The sequence below is a fragment of the Paenibacillus sp. FSL R7-0333 genome (genome assembly GCF_038000365.1).
GTDB classification, from domain to species: domain Bacteria; phylum Bacillota; class Bacilli; order Paenibacillales; family Paenibacillaceae; genus Paenibacillus_AQ; species Paenibacillus_AQ silagei.
The window spans coordinates 2,693,060-2,713,205 of sequence record NZ_JBBOBZ010000001.1; the positions used below are offsets into that span (position 1 = coordinate 2,693,060).

A 20,146-nucleotide genomic window follows, 5' to 3' on the forward strand; every position below is an offset into this window, starting at 1 on the left:
ACCCAATTAGAAAAAGGAGATGTATTCAATTGAAGAATAGAATCAAGAAGGTTGTGGGCGGGCTCGCCTTAGCGAGTGTCCTGCTCACCTCTGTGATGGCAGGCAATGCCAGCGCAGCAATTACCAACGGATCGAAGTTCCTGGGGAATATTATTGCAGGCAGTGCGCCCAGCAACTTCACCACCTATTGGAATCAGGTCACCCCTGAGAACGGCACGAAATGGGGAGCGATTGAAGGCAACCGCAACCAGATGAACTGGGGCAATGCGGACATGATCTATAACTATGCGATTAGCAAAAACATCCCGTTCAAGTTCCATACCCTGGTCTGGGGAAGCCAGGAGCCTAACTGGGTTGCCGGCTTGTCGGCAGCGGAGCAGAAGGCGGAGATCAGCTCATTCATTACTCAGGCAGGGCAGCGTTATTCGGCCAAGTCAGCCTTCGTGGATGTCGTCAATGAACCGCTGCATGCCAAGCCTTCGTACCGCAATGCCATCGGCGGTGACGGAAGCACCGGCTGGGATTGGGTCATCTGGTCCTTCCAGCAAGCCCGGGCGGCGTTCCCGAATTCCAAGCTGCTCATCAATGAATATGGCATTATCGGTGACCCGAGCGCGGCCGATAAGTATGTGACTATTATCAATCACCTGAAGTCCAGAGGACTGATTGACGGAATCGGAATTCAGTGTCATTACTTCAATATGGATAACGTAAGTGTGAGCACCATGAATACTGTACTGGGTAAGCTTGCTGCAACAGGCTTGCCAATCTATGTCTCCGAGCTGGATATTACCGGTGATGACAACACCCAGCTTGCCAGATACCAACAGAAATTCCCTGTGCTCTGGAACCATCCTTCCGTTAAGGGCGTAACCCTGTGGGGCTACATCCAGAATCAGACCTGGGCAGCCAATACCCATCTGGTGAATTCCAACGGTACAGAGCGCCCTGCCCTGAAATGGCTGAAGCAATACCTGGGCGGCTCGTCAGCCCTGATGGAAACCACCGACACCCAGGACATCACCGACAGCGTGATCCAGCCGGACAGTGTGGTTGAGCCAGACCTGCAAGCGGATCTCCAGCCCGTGCTGGAACCCGTTCCGGCCGAGTAAGCTGAGGCAGGCAGACGGTATGTTTTAAAAGCATTACTTAAGGGCAGCTCCCGTGGCGCAATGCGTTCAGGGAGCTGCCCTTTTTTGGTGGGATGCAGTGCGGAGGTGCGTGGACCAAATGTAGTCGAAAAACCGAACACATTGGGCAGGCGCGAGGTATGCGGACCCAATGTAGTCGAAAAACCGAACACATTGGGCAGACGCGAGCTGCGTGGGCCAAATGTATGCGAAAAACCGAACACAATGTGCGTTTGCAGATGGACGTAAGGCTCCTAGTGATCTTTATCTTGCGTTCGCTGACCAAAAGTGGCACACTAGAAATAGATATATTAAACGTGGCAAAGGATGCCCCGCTCCCTTCTCTTGTAGAAGGAGGCGGGGTTTTGTGCGTTTAGAGATTAATCTCATTGCAGAGCGGGGGAATTAAAGTGGGATTTACAGAAGAACATGACCAGTGGTTAAGCAAGCATTTGAAACAAAGAAAGGGGGAGCGGCTCGATGCACTTAAGCGGGGCCATAGTTACGGTAACCGCTTATTCGTTGAATGTGTGTGGTGGCCACTTACCGGACATTTTCACGGACTCCATCCGGAATATGAAGTTAAGGACTGGCGCGGTAGATCCTATTTTATCGATTTATTGTGGAAGGCCGGTTCCTCGCGTGTTGCATTTGAGATCATGGATTACGGATCGCATGGTACGGACCGGAGCAAATACCGGATGGACTTGAATCGCGGCCTCTTCCTGCAATCACAGGACTACATGGTTCTCTATATCTCGCTGGATGAGATGAAAGAGAATCCGTCATTTGTCCTTTCCACACTGCGGAACATGCTGTCTCCTTACTTGTTGGCAGGAACTGCTAATAGAAGCACAGAGAAACCCTATTCCAGAATTGAACGGGATTTGATGAGGCTAGCTATCCGTAACTATCGTGTCCTTCGTCCCGTTGATGCTGCGAGAGAGCTTGAATTACACTACACCACAATTATTAAATACAGCCGTATGCTGGTGGATAAGGGGAAATTCCGCCCTGTAGCGAGAGGGACTTCTCCACGAGTTACATACTACGAGTATATAGGCACCATTCAAAGCCCAGATTTGGTCTAAAAAACAGCGTCACCGAATGTAATCGAAAAACCGATTACATTGCGCCGGATGGGCGGTGCGGATGGAAATGTAATCGAAAAACCGATTACAATGGGCCGGATGGGTGGTGCGGATGGAAATGTAATCGAAAAACCGATTACAATGGGCCGGATGGGTGGTGCGGATGGAAATGTAATCGAAAAACCGATTACAATCGGCCGGACGGGTGGTGTGGATGGAAATGTAATCGAAAAACCGATTACAATCGGCCGGACGGGTGGTGTGGATGGAAATGTAATCGAAAAACCGATTACAATCGGCCGGACGGGAGGCATGGAGGGAAATGTAATCGAAAAACCGATTAAAATCGGCCGGACGGGTGGTGTGGATGGAAATATAATCGAAAAATCGATTACAGTCGGCCGGACGGGAGGCGTGGATGGAAATGTAATCGAAAAACCGATTACAATCGGCCAGACGGGAGGCATGGATGGAAATGTAATCGAAAAACCGATTACAATGGGCCGGACGGGAGGCGTGGATGGAAATGTAATCGAAAAACCGATCACATTGCGCCCGCCATCACTCACCTGCACAAGTAAGTGTCCCCGCGCCCGCTAACGCGCCCGCCAAGCTCACCCGCCATCCGCCGCAGGAAGGGACAGCTCCCCCTCCCTATACACCTTCCTGTACTGTGAAGGCGTGTAGGAAGTAACCTTCTTGAATATCTTCGAGAAGTACAGCGGGTCGTGGTAGCCGACCGAGTAAGACAACGACTTCACCGACAACCGCGACTCTGCCAGCAGCTCACAGGCCCGCCGGATGCGCACGGTGGTCAGGTAGCCGGAGATGGAGGTGCCGGTCTCTTTTTTGAACAGCCGGAACAGGTAACTGCGCTCAATCGTCACATATTCCACCACATCCAGCACCGACAAGGAAGACTTCCAATAGTTACTCTCAATATAGGCCTTCGCTGACCCTACATAGTCCTTCTTGAGACTGGCCTGCTCACTCGGATAATACTCCATGTAATACGACAGCAGCAGATGAAGCGCCGCATCCGAGCGCTCCCGTGCATACGGCTCCTGTTGATACCCCTCGACCTGATCGAACATAGCCCTGAAATCCTGCGGGGCAGCCGTTACAACGGGCTGGTCGGGTGAGATATGAATCATGGCAAGTAAGCGCAGAGCCTCCGCCCCGCTGAACTCAATCCAGCAATACGCCCACGGGTCCTGCGGATCAGGATAATAATACACCTCCGTCTGCGGAAAAATCATAAAGCTCTCACCCGTCTCCACAGGGTGTACCGCTTGGCCGGTCTTCAAGTAACCTCTGCCGCTCACGATATAATGCAGCGCATATACATCCCGGACGCCGGGTCCCCATCTATGCAGATTGGGGGGCTTGTACCCATTCCCTTTTACCATTGGACCCTCGCCAAGTCCGTATTCCTTAGAGTTCATAGTTGGCACCTATATCCTTCATCTTAGAACTTCTGTTATAAGAAGCACTAATGAAATTAACGAAAAGCAAAAAGAAGCGTAGGGGAAATTTGGAACTGGAGTAGCGGTAGCGGCCGGAAGTCCAAATGTTCACCGCAGTGACGGCCAAGCTTCAAGTTCAAATCTTAAGTCCGTCTTCTATACTATATGACGAATACCACAAATAAACAAAGGAAGCGTATTCAAAAATGACAACGCTTTCTTAAGAATGTTGGCTTACGCCGTCCCGGAGCTTGCAGGTAAACTAAAGGTACGAGGGAGGAGCGCATATGGAATTGGAAACACAGTTGAGTAGTCCCGGAACCGGCGGCGGCCGGCGGTCGTTTTTATGGAAGCGGTTTAAAAAACAGAAAGTACTGCATGTGTTCGTCGGGCTAGGCATGATCTATCTGTTGATCTTCGCGTATACTCCGATGTTCGGTATTCTGATGGCGTTCAAGGATTACAGCATCTCCAGCGGCATCAAAGGAATCTTCACCAGCGATTGGGTCGGGCTGAGGTATTTCGATGAATTCGTCCATGACTATCAATTCGGCAAGCTGGTCCGCAACACGCTGGTCCTCAGTTTGCTGAAGGTCATCTTCGCCTTCCCGGCGCCGATCCTGCTGGCGATCATGCTGAACGAAGTGAAGCACATGGCCTTCAAGCGGTTTGTGCAGACAATCAGCTATCTGCCGCATTTTATCTCCTGGGTGGTCGTGGTTGGCGTATCCTATGCCTTCCTGTCCGCCGATGTCGGTGTGGTCAATAAGGCGCTGATGGCGATGGGCTTCACGGATGAGCCGCTGGCCTTCCTGACCAGTCCGAATTACTTTTGGGGGCTGGCGGTAGGGAGTGCGGTGTGGAAGGAGATGGGCTGGTGGACGATTATTTTTCTGGCGGCGATCTCGGGGATCAGTCCTTCCCAGTATGAGGCTGCTGAGATTGACGGTGCCGGAAGGCTGGCGCGAATCCGTTATATCACCCTGCCGGGGATGAAGGGAACTATCGTTGTTGTGCTGGTGCTGACCATCGGGAGTATTCTCGGCGGCGGACTGGTCGGCTCCAACTTCGAGCAGGCCTACCTGTTAGGCAACAGTATCAATAATCCAACCTCTGAGATTGTCCAGACCTACGCATTCAGGGTGGGGTTAAGCGACGGGCGGTTCTCCTATGCAGCGGCGATAGATTTAATTCAATCGGTGATTTCGGTAGCGCTGATATTCTCCAGTAACTATATTGCCAAGCGGGTATCAGGCTCCAGTCTGTTTTAGAGAGAGGAGGGAAGGCTATGCTGAAGAGTCAGCGGCAGAAGGATTTTGTTTTTGACAGCGTGATCTATGTGGTATTGTTCATTATTATGCTTACGATGCTGTATCCGTTCTATTATGTGTTAATTGCTTCCTTCAATAAAGGCTCGGACTCGCTGCTGGGCGGTGTGTATCTGTGGCCCCGGAATTTTACCCTGGAGAATTACCGGGTGTTCATGGATGATCCCAAGTGGGTGAAGGCGTTCCTGATCTCCGTACTGCGGACGGTGTCCGGCACCTTGCTCGGACTGCTGCTCACCAGCATCGTCGCTTACGGTCTATCCCATCGGGATCTGTTATTCAGCAAGGTCTATTTCACAGTGATCGTATTTGCCATGTACTTCTCCGGCGGACTGATCCCTTATTATGTAGTTCTGCGTTCACTAGGTTTGTTAAATTCCTTTGCGGTGTACATTATCCCGTCCATGCTCAGCACGTTCTTCCTGCTCATTGCGATCTCGTTCTTCCGCGAAATTCCTGCTGAGCTAAAAGAGTCTGCGCATATAGACGGGGCCGGCGAGTTTACGATATTCTTCCGCATCATCCTGCCGGTCTCAACGCCGGTGCTGGCAACTATGGCTTTGTTCATGGGGGTCGGGCAATGGAATTCCTGGCTGGATTCGGCTTATTTCGTCCAGTCCGAGGAGCTGCGTACGCTGGCCTTCCGCATGATGGAGGTCATTAACAAGAGCAACTCTCCGATGGATTCGCTGGCGGTAGCCAACAGTGCCTCGGCGGGTGTGACCAGCTTCTCCTTACAGGTCACTTCAATGGTGGTGTCCATCGTTCCCATTATCTGTGTGTACCCGTTCCTGCAGAAGTATTTCGTTCATGGCATCATGCTGGGTTCGGTAAAAGGCTAGGCCAGTGCTTCAGTGTTCAAATGTTCCATTGCACATACAGCTCATTAATTCAATCATGGAGGGATTAGCTTGAACAAAAGCAGAAGCTTCAAGATCGTCGCAGCCGCACTCTCAATGGCCGTAGTGTTATCCGCCTGCGGCGGTAACGGGGGAAATACCGCCCAGCCCGCCCCGTCCGGCAGCCCGGACGCCGCAGCAGGCGGGAATGCACCGGCCAAGCCCGGACAGGTGAAGGAGTTAAGCCTCTTCATCGATGCGTCGTGGTACCCGGTTACGGAATGGAAGGGCCCGGTCGCCGACATGATTACTGAGAAGACAGGAGTGAAGCTCAAGGTTACGGTCGCTACCGATGATAAGCAGCTTCCGCTCATGATTGCCTCCGGTGACCTGCCGGACCTGGTGTTCACCTCTTCCAACATAGACCGGTTATCCGACTCGAAGCTGTCGTATTCCTGGAATGAGCTGATTGAGAAATACGCGCCGGATTTCAAGATTGACAAGACCCGGATTGCCATCCATACCATGGATGACGGCAAGTTCTATACCGTGCGGAACTCCTTTGCTACCCAGGAGGAGATGGCGAATAGTAAATATTCGTTAGGCAGCGACGGCAACCCGGGCATCGCGGTACGGGAGGATATTCTGAAGGAGCTGGGGAATCCGCCGATCAAGACCCTGGATGATTTCGTCAAGGTGCTGGGCATGGTCAAGGAGAAATATCCCGAGATGGTCCCGCTGATCATGGACAAGGACTGGATCGAGCAGTATTTCCTGGCCCAGTTCGGTACGGAGACCCTGCTCGACGGCTGGTATGAACAGGACGGCAAGGTGGAATATGCGATCAGGCAGCCTAAGATGCTGGACTTCTTCAAGTTCATGAATAGCCTGTACCGCAACGGCTATATCCTGGCTGAGAATTTCGCACTGGCCAATGACCAGATTGATGATCAATATGCTACGGGCGGTAAAGCCTTCGCCCATAGCCACACCGTCTCCACCGCAGATACCGATAACATCAAGATCAAGAGCAATCAGGGGAACTTCTCCTTCAAGATGCTGCCAAGCGTATTGTCGAAGGATGCCAAGGTAGTCAGCTCAGGACTCGGCTTCTCCGGAACCTTCATCACCAAGAAGAATAAGGACCCGGAGGCCTCCATCAAATTCATGCAATATCTGGCCAGCGACGAGGGCAAGAAGCTGACGATGTTCGGGGTAGAGGGCGTGCACTGGACCTGGAATGAAGAAGGCCACCCCGATTTCAAATACAATCCGTCCGATGCCGATTTCGTGAACAGCAACGGGATTAAATGGTGGTATCTCTATAACGATGGGGTTACCGAAGGTATGCTATCCTATGTTCCTGAGCTGCAGAAGACCCAGGCGCTGATGGAACTGAAGGCGGTCCGTATCTACAAGCCGGAGCTCGGCTTGATCCAGACCCAGCCGGATTCACAGGAGAAGACCATTAAGACCAAGATCGATGAGATGGTCAAGAATGAGAAGGTCAAAATCTATCTGGCTGAATCGGAGGAAGCCGCAGTAGCAGCCTATGAGAATATGCTGAAGAACGCAGAGAACATCGGCCTGCAGAAGCTGACCGACTGGGCGAATGCGACCTATCAGAAGAAGAAAGAACTGTTCAAGTAAGCGAAATCCTGCCGGTAGAGACCTGTCTCTACCGGGTTTTACATGTTCATGGTAGGATTAGAGAACACAAGTCGGGCACCGGAGGGACAGACTGCCGTGAGCATTGTACGCAAGATGATAGTAGGGTATATTTTTCTGATTTTTATTCCTGTAGTTACGTTTGGCTACTATTATTATAGTAAGATCTATGACAGTGTAAGCAGCCAGTTTGTGGAGAGCCGTCAAAAGATACTGGAGCAGGCCTATGCCAATATGAAGGCGGATCTGGCCCGGATTGATTCCACCCAGCGTATGCTGCAGTACAACCCGTATGTCACCGACTATCTGGACGGCAGCTATGAGACGGACTCAGAGAGCATATATGCCTATAACCGTTATATCAATCCGGTGATTCTGCAATCGCTTAATATCAGTCCTGAGATCGACACGTTCAGAATCTATATAACCAAGCAGGGAGTGCTGCCCATTACTGACCGGCTGCTCGAACTATCGGCGCTGAACGAACAGGGTGCCGAGGCTACCCGTATGCTGCGGCCGGGACAGGGCAAATGGATCATTCCCGATCCTGAGGTGGAAGCGCCCCCGCTGGTATTCTACCAGAAAATATATAATAATGACTTTACCGAGATTGTGGGACTGCTGGAGCTGCGGGTTGGCAGTGAGCTGATCCGCAAATTCTACCGGGCAACAGGCGGAGGGGATTGGACCGCGCTGCTTCTGCCGGCAGAGGGCGAGCCGCTGGAGCGGGAAGGTATCCCCGCAGCGGTGGACGATGCCACCTGGAGCAGACTGACTTCGGGAGAAGCACAGACCTATTTCATTAACCGGGAGGTCATTGTTAATCAGCTATATATGAAGGAACTGGGCGTACGTGTCGCCGTCATCGGCAAGGTATCCGAGGTGTTCCGCTCGATCAGGAGCCAGGAGCTGGTGATGATTACGACATTCGCGGTGCTGCTTGCGTTATTGTCGTTCGCCTATTACACACTCGCATCAACGATTACGAAGCGCGTACTCCGGCTCGCCAGACATATGCGCAACCTGAATGATGATAATCTGAAGCAGTCCATCAGCAAGGAAGATAAGCCGGGCCGCAGGGATGAGATTAGTTTCCTGACCGAGACCTATAATTCGATGCTCCTGCGCATGGATGAGCTGATCAACAATGTTCACCGGGCCGAGCTGCGCAATAAGGAAGCCGCTTACAAGGTGCTCCAGGCCCAGATCAAGCCGCATTTTCTCTATAATACGCTGGAGACCATCCGCATGCTGGCCGAATCGAACAACGACAAGGAAGTGGCGGAGATCTCTTACTGGTTCGGCAAGCTGATGCGCTACAGCCTGTCCGCCCAGGACGATCATACCGTTCTCTCCCAAGAGCTTGAGACCGTAGTTTTCTACCTCAATATTCACAAAATGCGGCTGCAAAAAAGACTTACCTATGAGGTCGATATCGCTGTGGCTGCCGAGACCCTGATCTGTCCAAGATTCATCCTCCAGCCGCTGGTTGAGAATAGTATTATTCACGGAGCTGCTGTGACGCTGCGGCCGGTCCATATTCTGATTCAAGCGCAGGAGACGGCAGAGGAGATCCGAATCAGCGTATCCGACAGCGGCATTGGCATTCCTGAGAACCAGGTGCGGCTTATTCGCGCCCGGTTATCCCGCGGAGAAGAGGTGAAGACTCAGGAAGAGGCGGAGGGAGGCGTGGGCCTGTATAATGTCAGCGAACGGATTAAATCATTTTATGGCGGGACTTCACGGCTGGTTCTTGAGAGTGAAGAGGGCAAGGGGACCTGCCTGACCATCATCCTATCGAAAGGGGCGGCAGAGCAAGCATGAGAATTCTGATCGTAGACGATGAGCCGATTATCCTTGGAGGGCTGGTGAAGGTAATTGGCGGAGCCGCGCCGGTCGGAGCTGAGATCCGCGAGGCCGGTGACGCCTTCGAGGCGCTTCAGATTATGAAGGAATATATGCCGGATGTGACGGTAACCGATCTGCATATGCCGGAGAAAAACGGGTTCGAGATGATGGAAGAGGCGAAGGAGAACGGTTTATGTGAGCGCTTCATTATTCTTACCGGACATGATGACTTCGAATATGCCCGCCGGGCGCTCCGTTACGGGGTAGTGGACTACCTGCTGAAGCCGGTGGATAAAGAGGAGGTAGCCCGGCTGCTGAGTCAGGTGAACCGGAATCTTCCCTCCCTGGACAGTACGGACTGTCCGCCTCATGCCAAGCGGATTCTTGCCTATACCCGGCTGAATTATATGAATGACCTGTCCCTCGATCATCTGGCCGAGCTGATGAACCTTCATCCGAATTACATCAGCAGCCTGTTCAAGAAGGTCACGGGTGATACCTTTGTCAATTACCTGAATACCACCCGGATCAAGGAAGCGCAGAAGCTGCTGAGCCTCCACCGGGATCTGCCGGTAGTCGAGATCGGACGCCGGGTCGGGTATGAGAACAAGCATTACTTCAACAAGGTGTTCAAAAAATATACCGGCAGCACCCCGGGGGCTTACCGGGAAGACCACTGAAGCTTGCGCTCGGCCAGGAGGCCGGGCGCAAGGATGGGGCATGCTGTACCTACACGCCTCTCTTGGCCTTCATGCACTTCAGCTTGTAGGTGCGCCCGTAAGCTTTGCCGTATCTTACGATCCGCTCCAGCATCCGGGTGTCCTTCAGCTTGGTGAACGGGCAAGGATCGGGGGCGGTGTTCACTTCCAGAATCCAGGGAGTCAGCCGCCGGTCCAAGGCCAAATCCAGGCCGATTTCCTTAAGTCCGGGATAGGCAGAGCTTAACTGGAGGGCGCACTTCACGCCAAGTTTGTACATTTGGGCAAGCAGCTCACTGCGTTTTTCTGAACGGGTGTAAGCCTTCAGCAGTGTCTCCACCGGATAGATGGTTCCGCCCTGGCTGCCATTCGTAACCACCTTCTGCGGATGCGCCACGCGTCCCGCCGCTCCTGTAGCCTCCCACTCCCCTTGCGGATTACGCTGTACCATCACCCGGATATCAAAAGGCCGTCCGCCGTAAGTCAGCAGCCGGATGCCCTTTTGCACCAGATAGGACCGGCCCCGGGTCTCGGCCAGGAGGGCCTGATAGGCCTCGCTATAATTACTGTATGTGTGTATCTTTGTCCCTGCCTGATAGCGGTAGGACTGCCTGGTCCCCGGCTCTGCCTCGCTTCTGCCAGCGCCGCTACTGCTCCGCAGCATCCGCTGTTCAACCCTTATGACCCCTTCGCCTAACGAACCGCAGCAGGGCTTAATGTAGACCATCTGATGATTTTGCAGCATCGCCTGGAGTACTCTCCGGCTTAATTTCCGGGTCTCCGGGATATGCCGCTTTAATTCAGACTTCTTCGCCAGTACCGTTGTCTTCGTTAATTTATTGGAGATTCGGCTGATTTGCTCCTTCATGCTACTCCCCCGTTCTATGGATTCTAATAGGCTATAGTACGGTACAAAGCAGGATTTGGCTTGGGCGGATGCCCCGGGGCCGAACACACAGGCCGATGATTACATAGATTATTGAAGGTATTCATCCGGGGCTGCGTTCAGGCAACCGGTTCGGGAGGCGTCGAGAGGAATGGCGGAGCAGTGGCGGGATAAAGTAAACGAAGTAATCAGGTACTTCCCCTGGTACAAGGATCTTATCGGCAATGAGCACTTGAATTACAGTCTGGAGCAGCTTCCCCTTATGACTTCGGATCTGCTGGATATTCATTATTATAACAACGAGCCCGATGCTGCCCATGCCGTCTACCGGACCTCGGGCACCAGTACAGGACGGCGTAAATCAATCGTCTATTCGGAAGAGGATGAACAGCATTATATCGATATCAAAACCAGGCTGTTCGGGGAATTGCTTCAGGGAAGCGGATGTGCCCGGGCGCTGGCGGATATGGGAACCGGACATGCTGCGAATACGGCGTTGGCTATTTTTGCACGGCTGGGATTGGTTAACAGCTCCATTCCCTTCGAGTTGCCGGTAGAACAGCATATTGAGCGTATTCAGGCTTTCCAGCCCGACCTGCTGTACACCATGCCCTCGATCTTGGATCATATCGTATATGCTGCAGAGGACCCCCTGGCGTTTGGAATCCGCAAAATCATTCTGGTCGGCGAGATCGCTACCCGCGAGTGGCAGCAGAACATGGCCCGCCTGTTCGGCCTGAAGCCGCAGGATATTACCGATACGTACGGGTCGATTGAAATCGGCACGATTGCTTATTATTCGCATGAGCTGGGCCGGTATCTGCTGGCTGACGGCATCGTTGCCGAAGCTGTGGGAACGGAGATCTTAGGGGAAGGGCTCGACCCGCTGGGTAACGGCGAAGGCATTCTGGTGTTAACTTCAACCGTGCGTAAGCTGCTGCCAGCCCTCCGGTTTGTCACCTATGATGTGGTGAGGGATTTCAGGACCGTGCAGGTAGACGGGGTGGAGCGGCAGAGCTTCCAGTCCATCGTCAAACGGGTGGGCCGTGAGCTGAAGCATGGGGAGAAAATCAGCATCTACGATATTGAACAGGTGGTCTACCGTCATCTTCAGCAGGCCAGGGTCCGGGTCGGGGTCAGCCATAATGCATTATCCGTGTATATCCAGAGCAGGTCAGCTGCTCCATCCTGCGTTCCGGTCATCAGGGAAGAGATCAGGGCATGCATCCCGGAGATTGGTCTGATGATCGCAAGTCATCTGCTTGACGATATTGAGGTCATTCTGACGGAAGAGAACGAGGAGCTTGCCGGCGGGCAGGTGAAGAACAAGAAGCTGTATTACCGGAAAGATCAAACGGAGCCGCAGACAGTGGAGCAGCGGGCAGAGCCTCAGCTTACCAGCGGGATTTTATCGGCCATCGGACATACACCACTCCTGAAGCTGGATAATCTGTTTGCTGCCAGCGGGTTCAGCGTCTACGCCAAAATGGAGCTGATGAACCCGGGAGGAAGCGCAAAGGACCGCCCAGCCTTGCGGATGATCCGGGAAGCGTGGAAGGAAGGCCTTATCAGGCCGGGGACAGTAATTGTTGAATCCAGTTCCGGGAATATGGCTATCAGCCTGGCCATGATATGTAAGCAGCTCGGGATGACCTTCATCAGTGTGGTGGATGCCAGAACCACCGGGATGAATCTTCAGCTGCTGAAGGCCCTGGGTGCGGCTATTGATTTCATTGACCGCCCTGATCCCGAAACCGGGGAATTCCTGCCGGCCCGGCTGAAGCGTGTGCAGCAGCTGCTCGCGGAGATACCGGGCAGCTATTGGCCGAATCAGTATGCCAATCCCAATAACTATCTATCCCATTATGATACGACCATGCCTGAGATCGTGACGGAGCTGGGGCAGGTCGATTACCTGTTCTGTAGTGTCAGTACCTGCGGAACGATAAACGGACTGGCAGAATACGTGAAGGACAATGGACTGCGGACCCGGATTGTGGCGGTGGATGCAGAGGGTAGCGTTATTTTTGGCGGCCATCCGAAGAAGCGGCACTTCCCTGGACTGGGTGCCGGTATTGTGCCCCCGCTGCGCAGACCGGATCTGATTGACCGGATTGTGCATGTGACCGACGCCGATATGGTGAAGGGCTGCCGGGCGCTGGCCCGCAGGGAATCCATTCTGGCCGGAGCCTCCTCCGGGGCAGTGCTTGCTGCTATTCGGCAACTTAAGGAGGAGATCCCTCCCGGCGCAGTCTGCACCGCCATCCTGCATGATAAGGGAGAACGGTATCTCGATACGGTATACTCGGACACCTGGGTGCAGAGCCAATTCGGAGCGGAGCTGCTGTCAGCCACGGAAGAATTCCTGGTGTGATCACAACAGGGGGAACATTTACGTGGAGCGAATCAAACCTTACACGAGCTTGGTATTATCGGCTGGAGGCTGATAATGCCAAGCTCATTGTCAGATGACCATTGGCACTCTTTTGATGACCCGTTCGAACGGATTCAGATATAGTCATCACCTGGGAAGAAGGCCTATGGTATGATGGACGTAATCGTAATAGCAGATCCGCCCGTGATTTTACACCCCATTAACATCCTTAATATGTTGGCGTGATATAACTGAAACAATCGGTTATAAGAGGAGAAGATGAGATGAAGCTAAGCAAAGAGGAGAGATCGTGGATTCTGTACGACTGCGGGAATTCCGCTTATTCGATGGCCGTGACTACGGCGCTGCTGCCGATTATCTTCGGGATGTTTGATAATGTGGGCAGCAGCATGGACCTGGGGTACTTCAACTCCATCGCCAGTATTCTGGTCGCGGTCCTCAGCCCGATTCTCGGTACGATTGCCGATTATAAGGACCGGAAGAAGCGGTTTTTTATTTTTTTCGCTGCGCTCGGTATCCTTGCCACCGCCTCCCTGGCCTTCGTGTCCCCGGACAGCGGTCAATGGCAGCTGCTCATCGCCTTTTACATTCTGTCAGCGGTCGGCTTCGCCGGGTCCAACATCTTCTACGATTCCTTCCTGGTGGATATTACGGAGGATGAACGGATGGACAAGGTGTCTACCCGAGGGTTCGCCTACGGCTACATCTTCAGTTGTATTCCGTTCGGCATCAGTCTGCTGCTGATCTTCCTGCTGGGGATGGACAAGGCCATCGGCTACCAGATCGGGTTCATCATTACGGCGCTCTGGTGGGGGCTGCTTACGGTGCCGATGATCCGCGATGTGAAGCAGAGATATTATATCGAGCCTGAGCCGAAGCCTGTTTCCAAGAGCTTCCAGCGTATCGCTGCCACCTTCAGGAATATCCGCCAGCACCGAATCGTCTTTGTGTTCCTGCTCGCCTACTTCTTCTATATTGACGGAGTAGACACGATTATCAAAATGGTCGTACCCTACGCCACCTCCGTCCTCGGCACAGATGCCCTGGATACCTTCACGCTGCTGGGAATTCTGCTCATCATCCAGATTATTGCCTTTCCCTGCGCGATTCTCTATGGTAATCTGGCCAAAACCTACTCCGCCCGGAATCTGATTATTGCCGGGATCTTCACCTACGTTATTTCTTGTATCGCAGCGTTCTTCATTAGCTCGGTATGGCATATTTTCCTGCTGGGTGCGCTGATCGGCTCGGCACAGGGCGGTATTCAGGCGCTTAGCCGGTCCTATTTCGCCAAAATCATCCCGAAGGAGAATTCCAACGAATTCTTCGGGTTCTATAATATCTTCGGCAAGTTCGCGGCGATTCTCGGCCCTGCCTTAATGTCTCTGACCACTACCTTGACCGGGGATGCCCGCTACAGTATTTTGTCAATTATTCCGCTCTTTCTGATCGGCTTCTTCATCTTCATCACATTGCCAAAGGGGACATAGTATGGAATCTACTGGACTGCAACCGCCACCACCCTCGGCAGCCAAGCATCTGATCGTCATTTCCTATGATGCCTTCTCTGAAGATCACTGGGAGATGGCCAGCCGCCTGCCCAATCTGTCCAAGCTGATCACCAGCGGTGCCTACAGCAACCGTCTCAGAAGTGTCTATCCCACGCTCACTTACGTGGTACATACGACCATCGCTACCGGCGTCTACCCGGATAAACACGGCATCTATCACAACAATCCGCTGCAGCCGTTCGTGCCGGAGGAGGAGCAGCGCTGGTTCTGGTTCCGGGAGGCAGTCCAGGTGCCAACGATCTATGATGCCGCGCGTAAGGCGGGTCTGAGTACGGCGGGACTGCTCTGGCCGGTAAGCGGCAAGTCCTCGATTCAGTATAATATTCCAGAGATTCGGGCGCTAAAAGGGGAGAATCAGGCGCTCAAGATACTGCGAAGCGGCAGTCCCCTGTACTGCGCCCGGCTGGAGTTGAAATACGGACGGATCAGGCAGGGCATCGGCCAGCCGCAGCTTGATAACTTCACCACGAAGTGCGCCGCCGATACAATTAAGCGGCATAAGCCGAACCTGCTCATGATGCATCTAATCGACCTGGATGACACCAAGCATATGTACGGCACGGACAACGGGGAAGTAGACGATGTTATCCTGCGGATGGACAACCGGCTGGGTGAGATCATGCAGGCGGTAGAGGATGCCGGAATCCGGGAGGAGACGGTAATTATGGTACTGGGTGATCATGGTCAGTTCAACGTGCGCTACAAGGTGCATTTGAACAACCTTTTGCAGGCTAAGGGGCTGATCCATGAGAAGGACGGCGTGATGCAGTGGCGGGCCTACTTCCAGAGCGGCGGCGGTTCAGCTTATCTGCATGTGCAGCCCGGAGATGAGGAAGCGCAGCGGCTGGCCTTGGCGGTGGTGGATGAATACAGGCGTGAAGGAGCATCAGGAATCGAGAGTGTATATACGGAAGAAATGCTGAAGCAGCTCCACGCCAGCCCGGTGGCAAAAGTCATGCTTGAAGCACAGCGGGGCTACAGCTTCGATGAGGCGCTGGCGGACACGCTGATCACCGATCTGCAGGCTGAAGGTATACGCTATGCTACGCATGGCTACTCGCCGGATGCAAGCGGGTACCGCTGCAATCTCGTCATCGCAGGGGCCGGGATCAAGCAGAGCTACCCCATCGGTGACCTGGAGATGGTCGACATCGCCCCGACGATGGGACGGATTCTGGGGATGGAGTTCGGGCCGGGGGACGGGCGGGTGCTGGAGGAGATTTTTGAGGCATAGCTAGGAGAATAGTAGTGGTAGTATGAATGATGAATAGAGCAACTTCCATCGGTCTGATCAGGATGTCCGCGCACGCGGCAACCGGGTTGGGCTTTTTTGTTGATAGGGTGGGTGAACAGGAGGATAGCTTGCTTATGCGGAGGTGTGGAGCGGGTGAACGTAAGCTGGATGTAGGCGAAAAAGCGAACACAATGTGCGCGCCGAGGTAGAGTGGCGTTTACCGCAGGAAATAGGTGGATTTCCTCCACTTGCTGATGAACGAATGAGCGCTTCCCGGACAACAGTTGTATAAACAACACTTAATTTCAGCCTATTTAGCCGCAGAAGCCCAAACAAACTATTTTAGTTGCACTATTTCCACTTGTTGCCATGCATTTGCCTGAAGTGGGCTAATTAAGATACGTTTTTCCACCTGTTTGCCGCTAAGAGGGAGGCGCTGCCCCTGAACATTAACCAACGCCACGACGGTAATTTAAATTTAAATTACCGTTGACAATTTGCCTATGATCAAATATATTATCCATAAGAATAAAAGTTTCCCGAAGGAAACATATATGCAGATGAGAAACAATAGACATATTAATAGGCTAGATAGTTTGAACTGAATAATTCAAGTTGCGGCCAATCCCAAAACCTAAAAAGACTAGATAGACCAAATAAGAGACGGGGTGCTGACATGATTCAGATTAAAGGTTTAAATGTTGATTATTTCGGCCATTCGGCGCTGGAAGGAGTGACGCTCGATATCCCTTTCGGGCATTCGGTAGGCATTATCGGGCCCAATGGCGCCGGTAAATCCACATTCATTAAGGCGCTGCTGGACGTGATCAAGAAGAGAAGCGGAACGGTGAAGGCAGAGGGGAAGGACATCGCCCTGTACAGACGGAATATCGCCTACGTGCCGCAGAAGAACGATATTGACCTGACTTTTCCCATTACAGTGAAGGATACGGTGCTGACCGGAACTTATCCGAACCTGAAGCTGTTCCGGCGTCCGGGCAAGAAGGAGCGGAATATTGCGGAGCGCAGCATGGCGATGGTGGAGATCGGTGACCTTGCGGATAAGCAGATCAGCAATTTGTCCGGCGGGCAGCTGCAGCGGGTGTTTATCGCCCGGGCGCTGGCCCAGGAGGCCAGTGTGTTTTTCCTGGATGAGCCGTTTGTGGGCATTGATATGGTCAGCGAGCGCATCATTGTGAACCTGTTCAAGCAGCTCCGCGAGGAAGGCAAGACCATCCTGGTGGTGCATCATGATCTGCATGAGGTCGAAGAATATTTTGACAAAATCATTCTGCTCAACAAGCAGCTAATCGCCTTCGGAGATGTGCAGGATACCTTCACCACGGAGAACATCCGCAGAGCTTACGGTACATCCCTCGGCAATGTAATGATCCAGGGGGCGGGAGGTGCCGCTCATGCTTGAGTCCTTATCCAGCCTGCTGAATATTCCAGTGTACGCCATTAACGCCGGGTTATCAGCGATTATTCTCGGGATTGTCTCGGGGGCGCTCGGCAGCTTCATCGTTCTGCGCAAAATGTCGCTGATGGGCGATGCCTTATCTCACGCGGTGCTTCCGGGCGTCGCCCTGTCTTATATTCTGGGCATTAACATCCTGCTGGGCGCTTCATTGTTCGGCCTGTTAGCCGCTATTCTCATTCAATTCATCACCAGCCGCAGCAATATTAAGAGCGATACCTCCATCGGCATCATTCTCAGCTCCTTCTTTGCACTCGGCATTGTTCTGATTACGTTCGCCCGCAGCGGGCTGGATCTCACTCATATTCTGTTCGGCAACATTCTGGCCGTTCCGCAATCCGAGCTGTTGCAATCCTTCATCATCATGCTGGCGGTGCTTGCTATTATTACACTGCTGTATAAAGAGTTGCTGATCAGCTCATTCGACCCCGTGGTAGCGAAGGCTTACGGGCTGAAGACCGGCTTTTATCATTATCTGCTGATGATGCTGCTCTCCGTAGTGACCGTCTCCTCCTTGTCCCAGGTCGGGATTGTGCTGGTCATCGCCATGCTGGTCATCCCGGCAGCCACCTCGTATCTGTGGTCTAATTCATTACTGCATATGATCGTTTTAGCCTCTGCAGTAGGGGCAGCCTCGGGGATCATCGGCGTATACGTGAGCTTCCGCTACAATCTGCCGACAAGTGCAACAATCGTGCTGGTAGGCGTCACCCTGTTCAGCATTTCATTCATCATATCGCCCAAAAATAATTTTCTGCGGAAAGGATTGAAGCAAGCATGAGACTGTTCAAAATACTATCGGCATCCGTACTCCTTCTACTACTAGCAGCCTGCTCCAACACCAGTAAGGGGGGAGCGGATGACGGTAAGCTGCAGATCGTGGCCACGTATTCGATTATTGCCGACATGACCCGGAATATCACCGGAGATAAAGCGGAGGTCTATAGCATGGTGCCTATCGGCACAGACCCGCATATGTATGATCCGCTGCCCGCAGATACAGGCAAGGTGTCGAGTGCGGACCTTATTTTCTATAACGGCTTGAATCTGGAGACCGGGAAGGGCTGGTTCCAGGATCTGCTCAAGGTGACGAAAAAGGAAGCGGCCGCGTTTGCCGTCTCTGAAGAGGTTGCGCCGATGTACCTAACCGAGAAGGGGAAGGAATCCCAGGTTGACCCTCATGCCTGGCTGGATATACAAAATGCGGTCAAGTATGTGGACGTCATTACCGCGCGTGTGATCGAACGGGACCCGGACAACAAGCAGTATTATCTGGATAACCAGACCGCGTATGTGAAGGAGCTGACCGAGCTGGATCAGTATGCCAAGGAAGCCGTGAGCAAGGTCCCGCAGGAGAAGCGTGTCCTGGTGACCAGTGAAGGGGCCTTCAAATACTTTTCCAAGGCCTATGGCTTCGAGTCCGCCTTCATCTGGGAGATCAACACGGACAGCCAGGGAACACCGGAGCAGATGAACCGGATTATCGGCATTATCAAGGAGAAGCAGATTCCGGCGTTATTCCTGGAGACGAGCGTCAACCCCAAGACAATGGAGACCATATCCCGCGAGACCGGGGTGCCGGTGCACTCCAAGATTTTCACGGATTCTCTGGCTAAGGAAGGCGAAGACGGCGACACCTATTTGAAGATGATTAAGTGGAATATCGATCAGGTGATTGAGGGCTTGTCGAAGGAATAAGCGGATGCCTGTGTGCGAAAAAGAGCCCGCAACAACCAATAACCCGCAAGGCCGGATAAGCACTGCTATCCTTGCCTGCGGGTTATTCGTTATCCTTAGGGGTTATTTTGTGTGGTGACAATCCCGAGCACGAAGCCGTCATAGCCCTTGCTGCCGACCGTCTGTATTGCAGTAGCATCTATACGCGGCTCTGCGGCGAGCAGCTCCATGAACTGTCGGATACCTTGAACCCGGTCATCCTTACTGCCCGGGTCAATAACCTCGCCGTCACGCACTACGTTATCAGCCACAATGACCGCGCCCGGCCGGGCCAGCTTCAGCGCCCACTTCAGGTAATGCGGATTATTAGGCTTGTCGGCATCAATGAAGATGAAATCAAACGGCTCATCGCCCCGGGCTTCCAGCAGCGCCAGCGAATCCAGCGCCGGGCCTTCAATTACCTCTGTCTTGTCTGCCAGCCCCGCCATTCTCAGGTTATCCTCAGCTACTACAACATGCTTGTGCTCGAATTCCAGCGAGACCAGCCTGCCCGTCTCCGGCAATGCCCGCGCCAGCCAGATGGTGCTATAACCGCCCAGGGTGCCGATCTCCAGAATGTTGGACGCTCCCTTCATAAGGGCGAGCAGATACAGCAGCTTCCCCTGATTCGGAGCGACATCAATCGCCGGTAAGCCTGCCCCGGCATTCGCATCCAGCACAGCGTCTAGGACCGGATCTGCCGCCAGCAGCCTGTCACTGAAATAGGTATCGACCTTACTCCATTTACTTTGTTCTTCCATGTGAATCCCTCCGTTAGTTGTGTTTTTATATTGGTGTA

17 protein-coding genes are annotated in these 20,146 nt (G+C 53.0%); 14 read left to right on the forward strand and 3 right to left on the reverse strand.

Annotated elements, in window-relative coordinates:
- Positions 1-29: 29 nt before the first annotated feature.
- The 3 genes from MKY86_RS10875 (at position 30) to MKY86_RS10885 (ending at position 2,821) form a co-directional block, all read left to right on the forward strand.
- Positions 30-1,112 carry an endo-1,4-beta-xylanase gene (locus MKY86_RS10875; protein WP_445669900.1) on the forward strand — a complete coding sequence of 361 codons (1,083 nt, stop codon included), beginning with the start codon at positions 30-32 and terminating at the stop codon, positions 1,110-1,112.
- 428 nt (positions 1,113-1,540) lie between these two features.
- Entirely contained in the window at positions 1,541-2,221 is a 681-nt protein-coding gene (locus MKY86_RS10880) for a hypothetical protein (protein ID WP_076074838.1), read from the forward strand.
- A gap of 39 nt (positions 2,222-2,260) precedes the next feature.
- Entirely contained in the window at positions 2,261-2,821 is a 561-nt protein-coding gene (locus tag MKY86_RS10885) for a hypothetical protein (RefSeq protein WP_340826870.1), read from the forward strand.
- A 14-nt stretch (positions 2,822-2,835) separates the two neighbouring features.
- Here MKY86_RS10885 and MKY86_RS10890 read toward each other — a convergent pair whose 3' ends face one another.
- Positions 2,836-3,666: a helix-turn-helix domain-containing protein gene (locus tag MKY86_RS10890; protein ID WP_076073797.1), complete on the reverse strand. Its 831-nt coding sequence runs from the start codon at positions 3,664-3,666 to the stop codon at positions 2,836-2,838.
- A 308-nt stretch (positions 3,667-3,974) separates the two neighbouring features.
- Between MKY86_RS10890 and MKY86_RS10895 the strand changes: the two genes are divergently transcribed.
- From MKY86_RS10895 to MKY86_RS10915, 5 genes are all read left to right on the forward strand, one after another.
- Positions 3,975-4,958, forward strand: a complete 984-nt coding sequence (locus MKY86_RS10895) for an ABC transporter permease (RefSeq protein WP_076073800.1) — start codon at positions 3,975-3,977, stop codon at positions 4,956-4,958.
- A 17-nt stretch (positions 4,959-4,975) separates the two neighbouring features.
- Positions 4,976-5,857, forward strand: a complete 882-nt coding sequence (locus tag MKY86_RS10900; RefSeq protein ID WP_076073803.1) for a carbohydrate ABC transporter permease — start codon at positions 4,976-4,978, stop codon at positions 5,855-5,857.
- A gap of 69 nt (positions 5,858-5,926) precedes the next feature.
- Positions 5,927-7,504, forward strand: a complete 1,578-nt coding sequence (locus MKY86_RS10905) for an extracellular solute-binding protein (protein ID WP_340826872.1) — start codon at positions 5,927-5,929, stop codon at positions 7,502-7,504.
- Positions 7,505-7,600: 96 nt separating this feature from the next.
- Positions 7,601-9,346, forward strand: a complete 1,746-nt coding sequence (locus MKY86_RS10910) for a histidine kinase (RefSeq protein ID WP_083684310.1) — start codon at positions 7,601-7,603, stop codon at positions 9,344-9,346.
- On the forward strand, positions 9,343-10,050 hold the full coding sequence (locus MKY86_RS10915; RefSeq protein ID WP_076073806.1) for a response regulator transcription factor: 708 nt from the start codon (positions 9,343-9,345) through the stop codon (positions 10,048-10,050). Before MKY86_RS10910 ends, MKY86_RS10915 begins: the two co-directional genes overlap by 4 nt.
- 49 nt (positions 10,051-10,099) lie before the next feature.
- On the opposite strand, the gene MKY86_RS10920 is transcribed toward MKY86_RS10915, so the two are convergent.
- Positions 10,100-10,936 (reverse strand): YheC/YheD family protein, encoded by an 837-nt coding sequence (locus MKY86_RS10920; protein ID WP_076073808.1) that lies wholly within the window; start codon positions 10,934-10,936, stop codon positions 10,100-10,102.
- A gap of 169 nt (positions 10,937-11,105) precedes the next feature.
- Here MKY86_RS10920 and sbnA point away from each other — a divergent pair, with 169 nt between their 5' ends.
- From sbnA to MKY86_RS10950, 6 genes are all read left to right on the forward strand, one after another.
- Positions 11,106-13,328, forward strand: coding sequence for a 2,3-diaminopropionate biosynthesis protein SbnA (gene sbnA, locus MKY86_RS10925; RefSeq protein WP_340826875.1), 2,223 nt, complete (start codon positions 11,106-11,108; stop codon positions 13,326-13,328).
- A gap of 284 nt (positions 13,329-13,612) precedes the next feature.
- Positions 13,613-14,839 carry an MFS transporter gene (locus MKY86_RS10930; RefSeq protein WP_076073811.1) on the forward strand — a complete coding sequence of 409 codons (1,227 nt, stop codon included), beginning with the start codon at positions 13,613-13,615 and terminating at the stop codon, positions 14,837-14,839.
- A gap of 1 nt (position 14,840) precedes the next feature.
- On the forward strand, positions 14,841-16,154 hold the full coding sequence (locus MKY86_RS10935; RefSeq protein WP_076073813.1) for an alkaline phosphatase family protein: 1,314 nt from the start codon (positions 14,841-14,843) through the stop codon (positions 16,152-16,154).
- Between the two features lie 679 nt (positions 16,155-16,833).
- Positions 16,834-17,577, forward strand: a complete 744-nt coding sequence (locus MKY86_RS10940; protein WP_340827797.1) for a metal ABC transporter ATP-binding protein — start codon at positions 16,834-16,836, stop codon at positions 17,575-17,577.
- A complete protein-coding gene (locus tag MKY86_RS10945; RefSeq protein ID WP_036729903.1) occupies positions 17,570-18,412 on the forward strand; it encodes a metal ABC transporter permease in 843 nt (280 codons plus the stop codon). The genes MKY86_RS10940 and MKY86_RS10945 overlap by 8 nt, the downstream gene beginning before the upstream one ends.
- The gene (locus MKY86_RS10950) at positions 18,409-19,329 is read left to right on the forward strand and encodes a metal ABC transporter substrate-binding protein (protein WP_076073820.1); all 921 of its coding nucleotides are present in this window, start codon (positions 18,409-18,411) and stop codon (positions 19,327-19,329) included. Before MKY86_RS10945 ends, MKY86_RS10950 begins: the two co-directional genes overlap by 4 nt.
- A 95-nt stretch (positions 19,330-19,424) precedes the next feature.
- Here MKY86_RS10950 and MKY86_RS10955 read toward each other — a convergent pair whose 3' ends face one another.
- The gene (locus MKY86_RS10955; protein ID WP_076073822.1) at positions 19,425-20,108 is read right to left on the reverse strand and encodes an O-methyltransferase; all 684 of its coding nucleotides are present in this window, start codon (positions 20,106-20,108) and stop codon (positions 19,425-19,427) included.
- Positions 20,109-20,146: the final 38 nt, after the last annotated feature.

Coding starts and splice junctions, on each gene's coding strand:
- MKY86_RS10890 (WP_076073797.1), bottom strand. CDS start 3,666: ATGAACTCTAAGGAATACGGACTTGGCGAGGGTCCAATGGTAAAAGGG.
- MKY86_RS10895 (WP_076073800.1), top strand. CDS start 3,975: ATGGAATTGGAAACACAGTTGAGTAGTCCCGGAACCGGCGGCGGCCGG.
- MKY86_RS10900 (WP_076073803.1), top strand. CDS start 4,976: ATGCTGAAGAGTCAGCGGCAGAAGGATTTTGTTTTTGACAGCGTGATC.
- MKY86_RS10915 (WP_076073806.1), top strand. CDS start 9,343: ATGAGAATTCTGATCGTAGACGATGAGCCGATTATCCTTGGAGGGCTG.
- MKY86_RS10920 (WP_076073808.1), bottom strand. CDS start 10,936: ATGAAGGAGCAAATCAGCCGAATCTCCAATAAATTAACGAAGACAACG.
- sbnA (WP_340826875.1), top strand. CDS start 11,106: ATGGCGGAGCAGTGGCGGGATAAAGTAAACGAAGTAATCAGGTACTTC.
- MKY86_RS10930 (WP_076073811.1), top strand. CDS start 13,613: ATGAAGCTAAGCAAAGAGGAGAGATCGTGGATTCTGTACGACTGCGGG.
- MKY86_RS10935 (WP_076073813.1), top strand. CDS start 14,841: ATGGAATCTACTGGACTGCAACCGCCACCACCCTCGGCAGCCAAGCAT.
- MKY86_RS10945 (WP_036729903.1), top strand. CDS start 17,570: ATGCTTGAGTCCTTATCCAGCCTGCTGAATATTCCAGTGTACGCCATT.
- MKY86_RS10950 (WP_076073820.1), top strand. CDS start 18,409: ATGAGACTGTTCAAAATACTATCGGCATCCGTACTCCTTCTACTACTA.
- MKY86_RS10955 (WP_076073822.1), bottom strand. CDS start 20,108: ATGGAAGAACAAAGTAAATGGAGTAAGGTCGATACCTATTTCAGTGAC.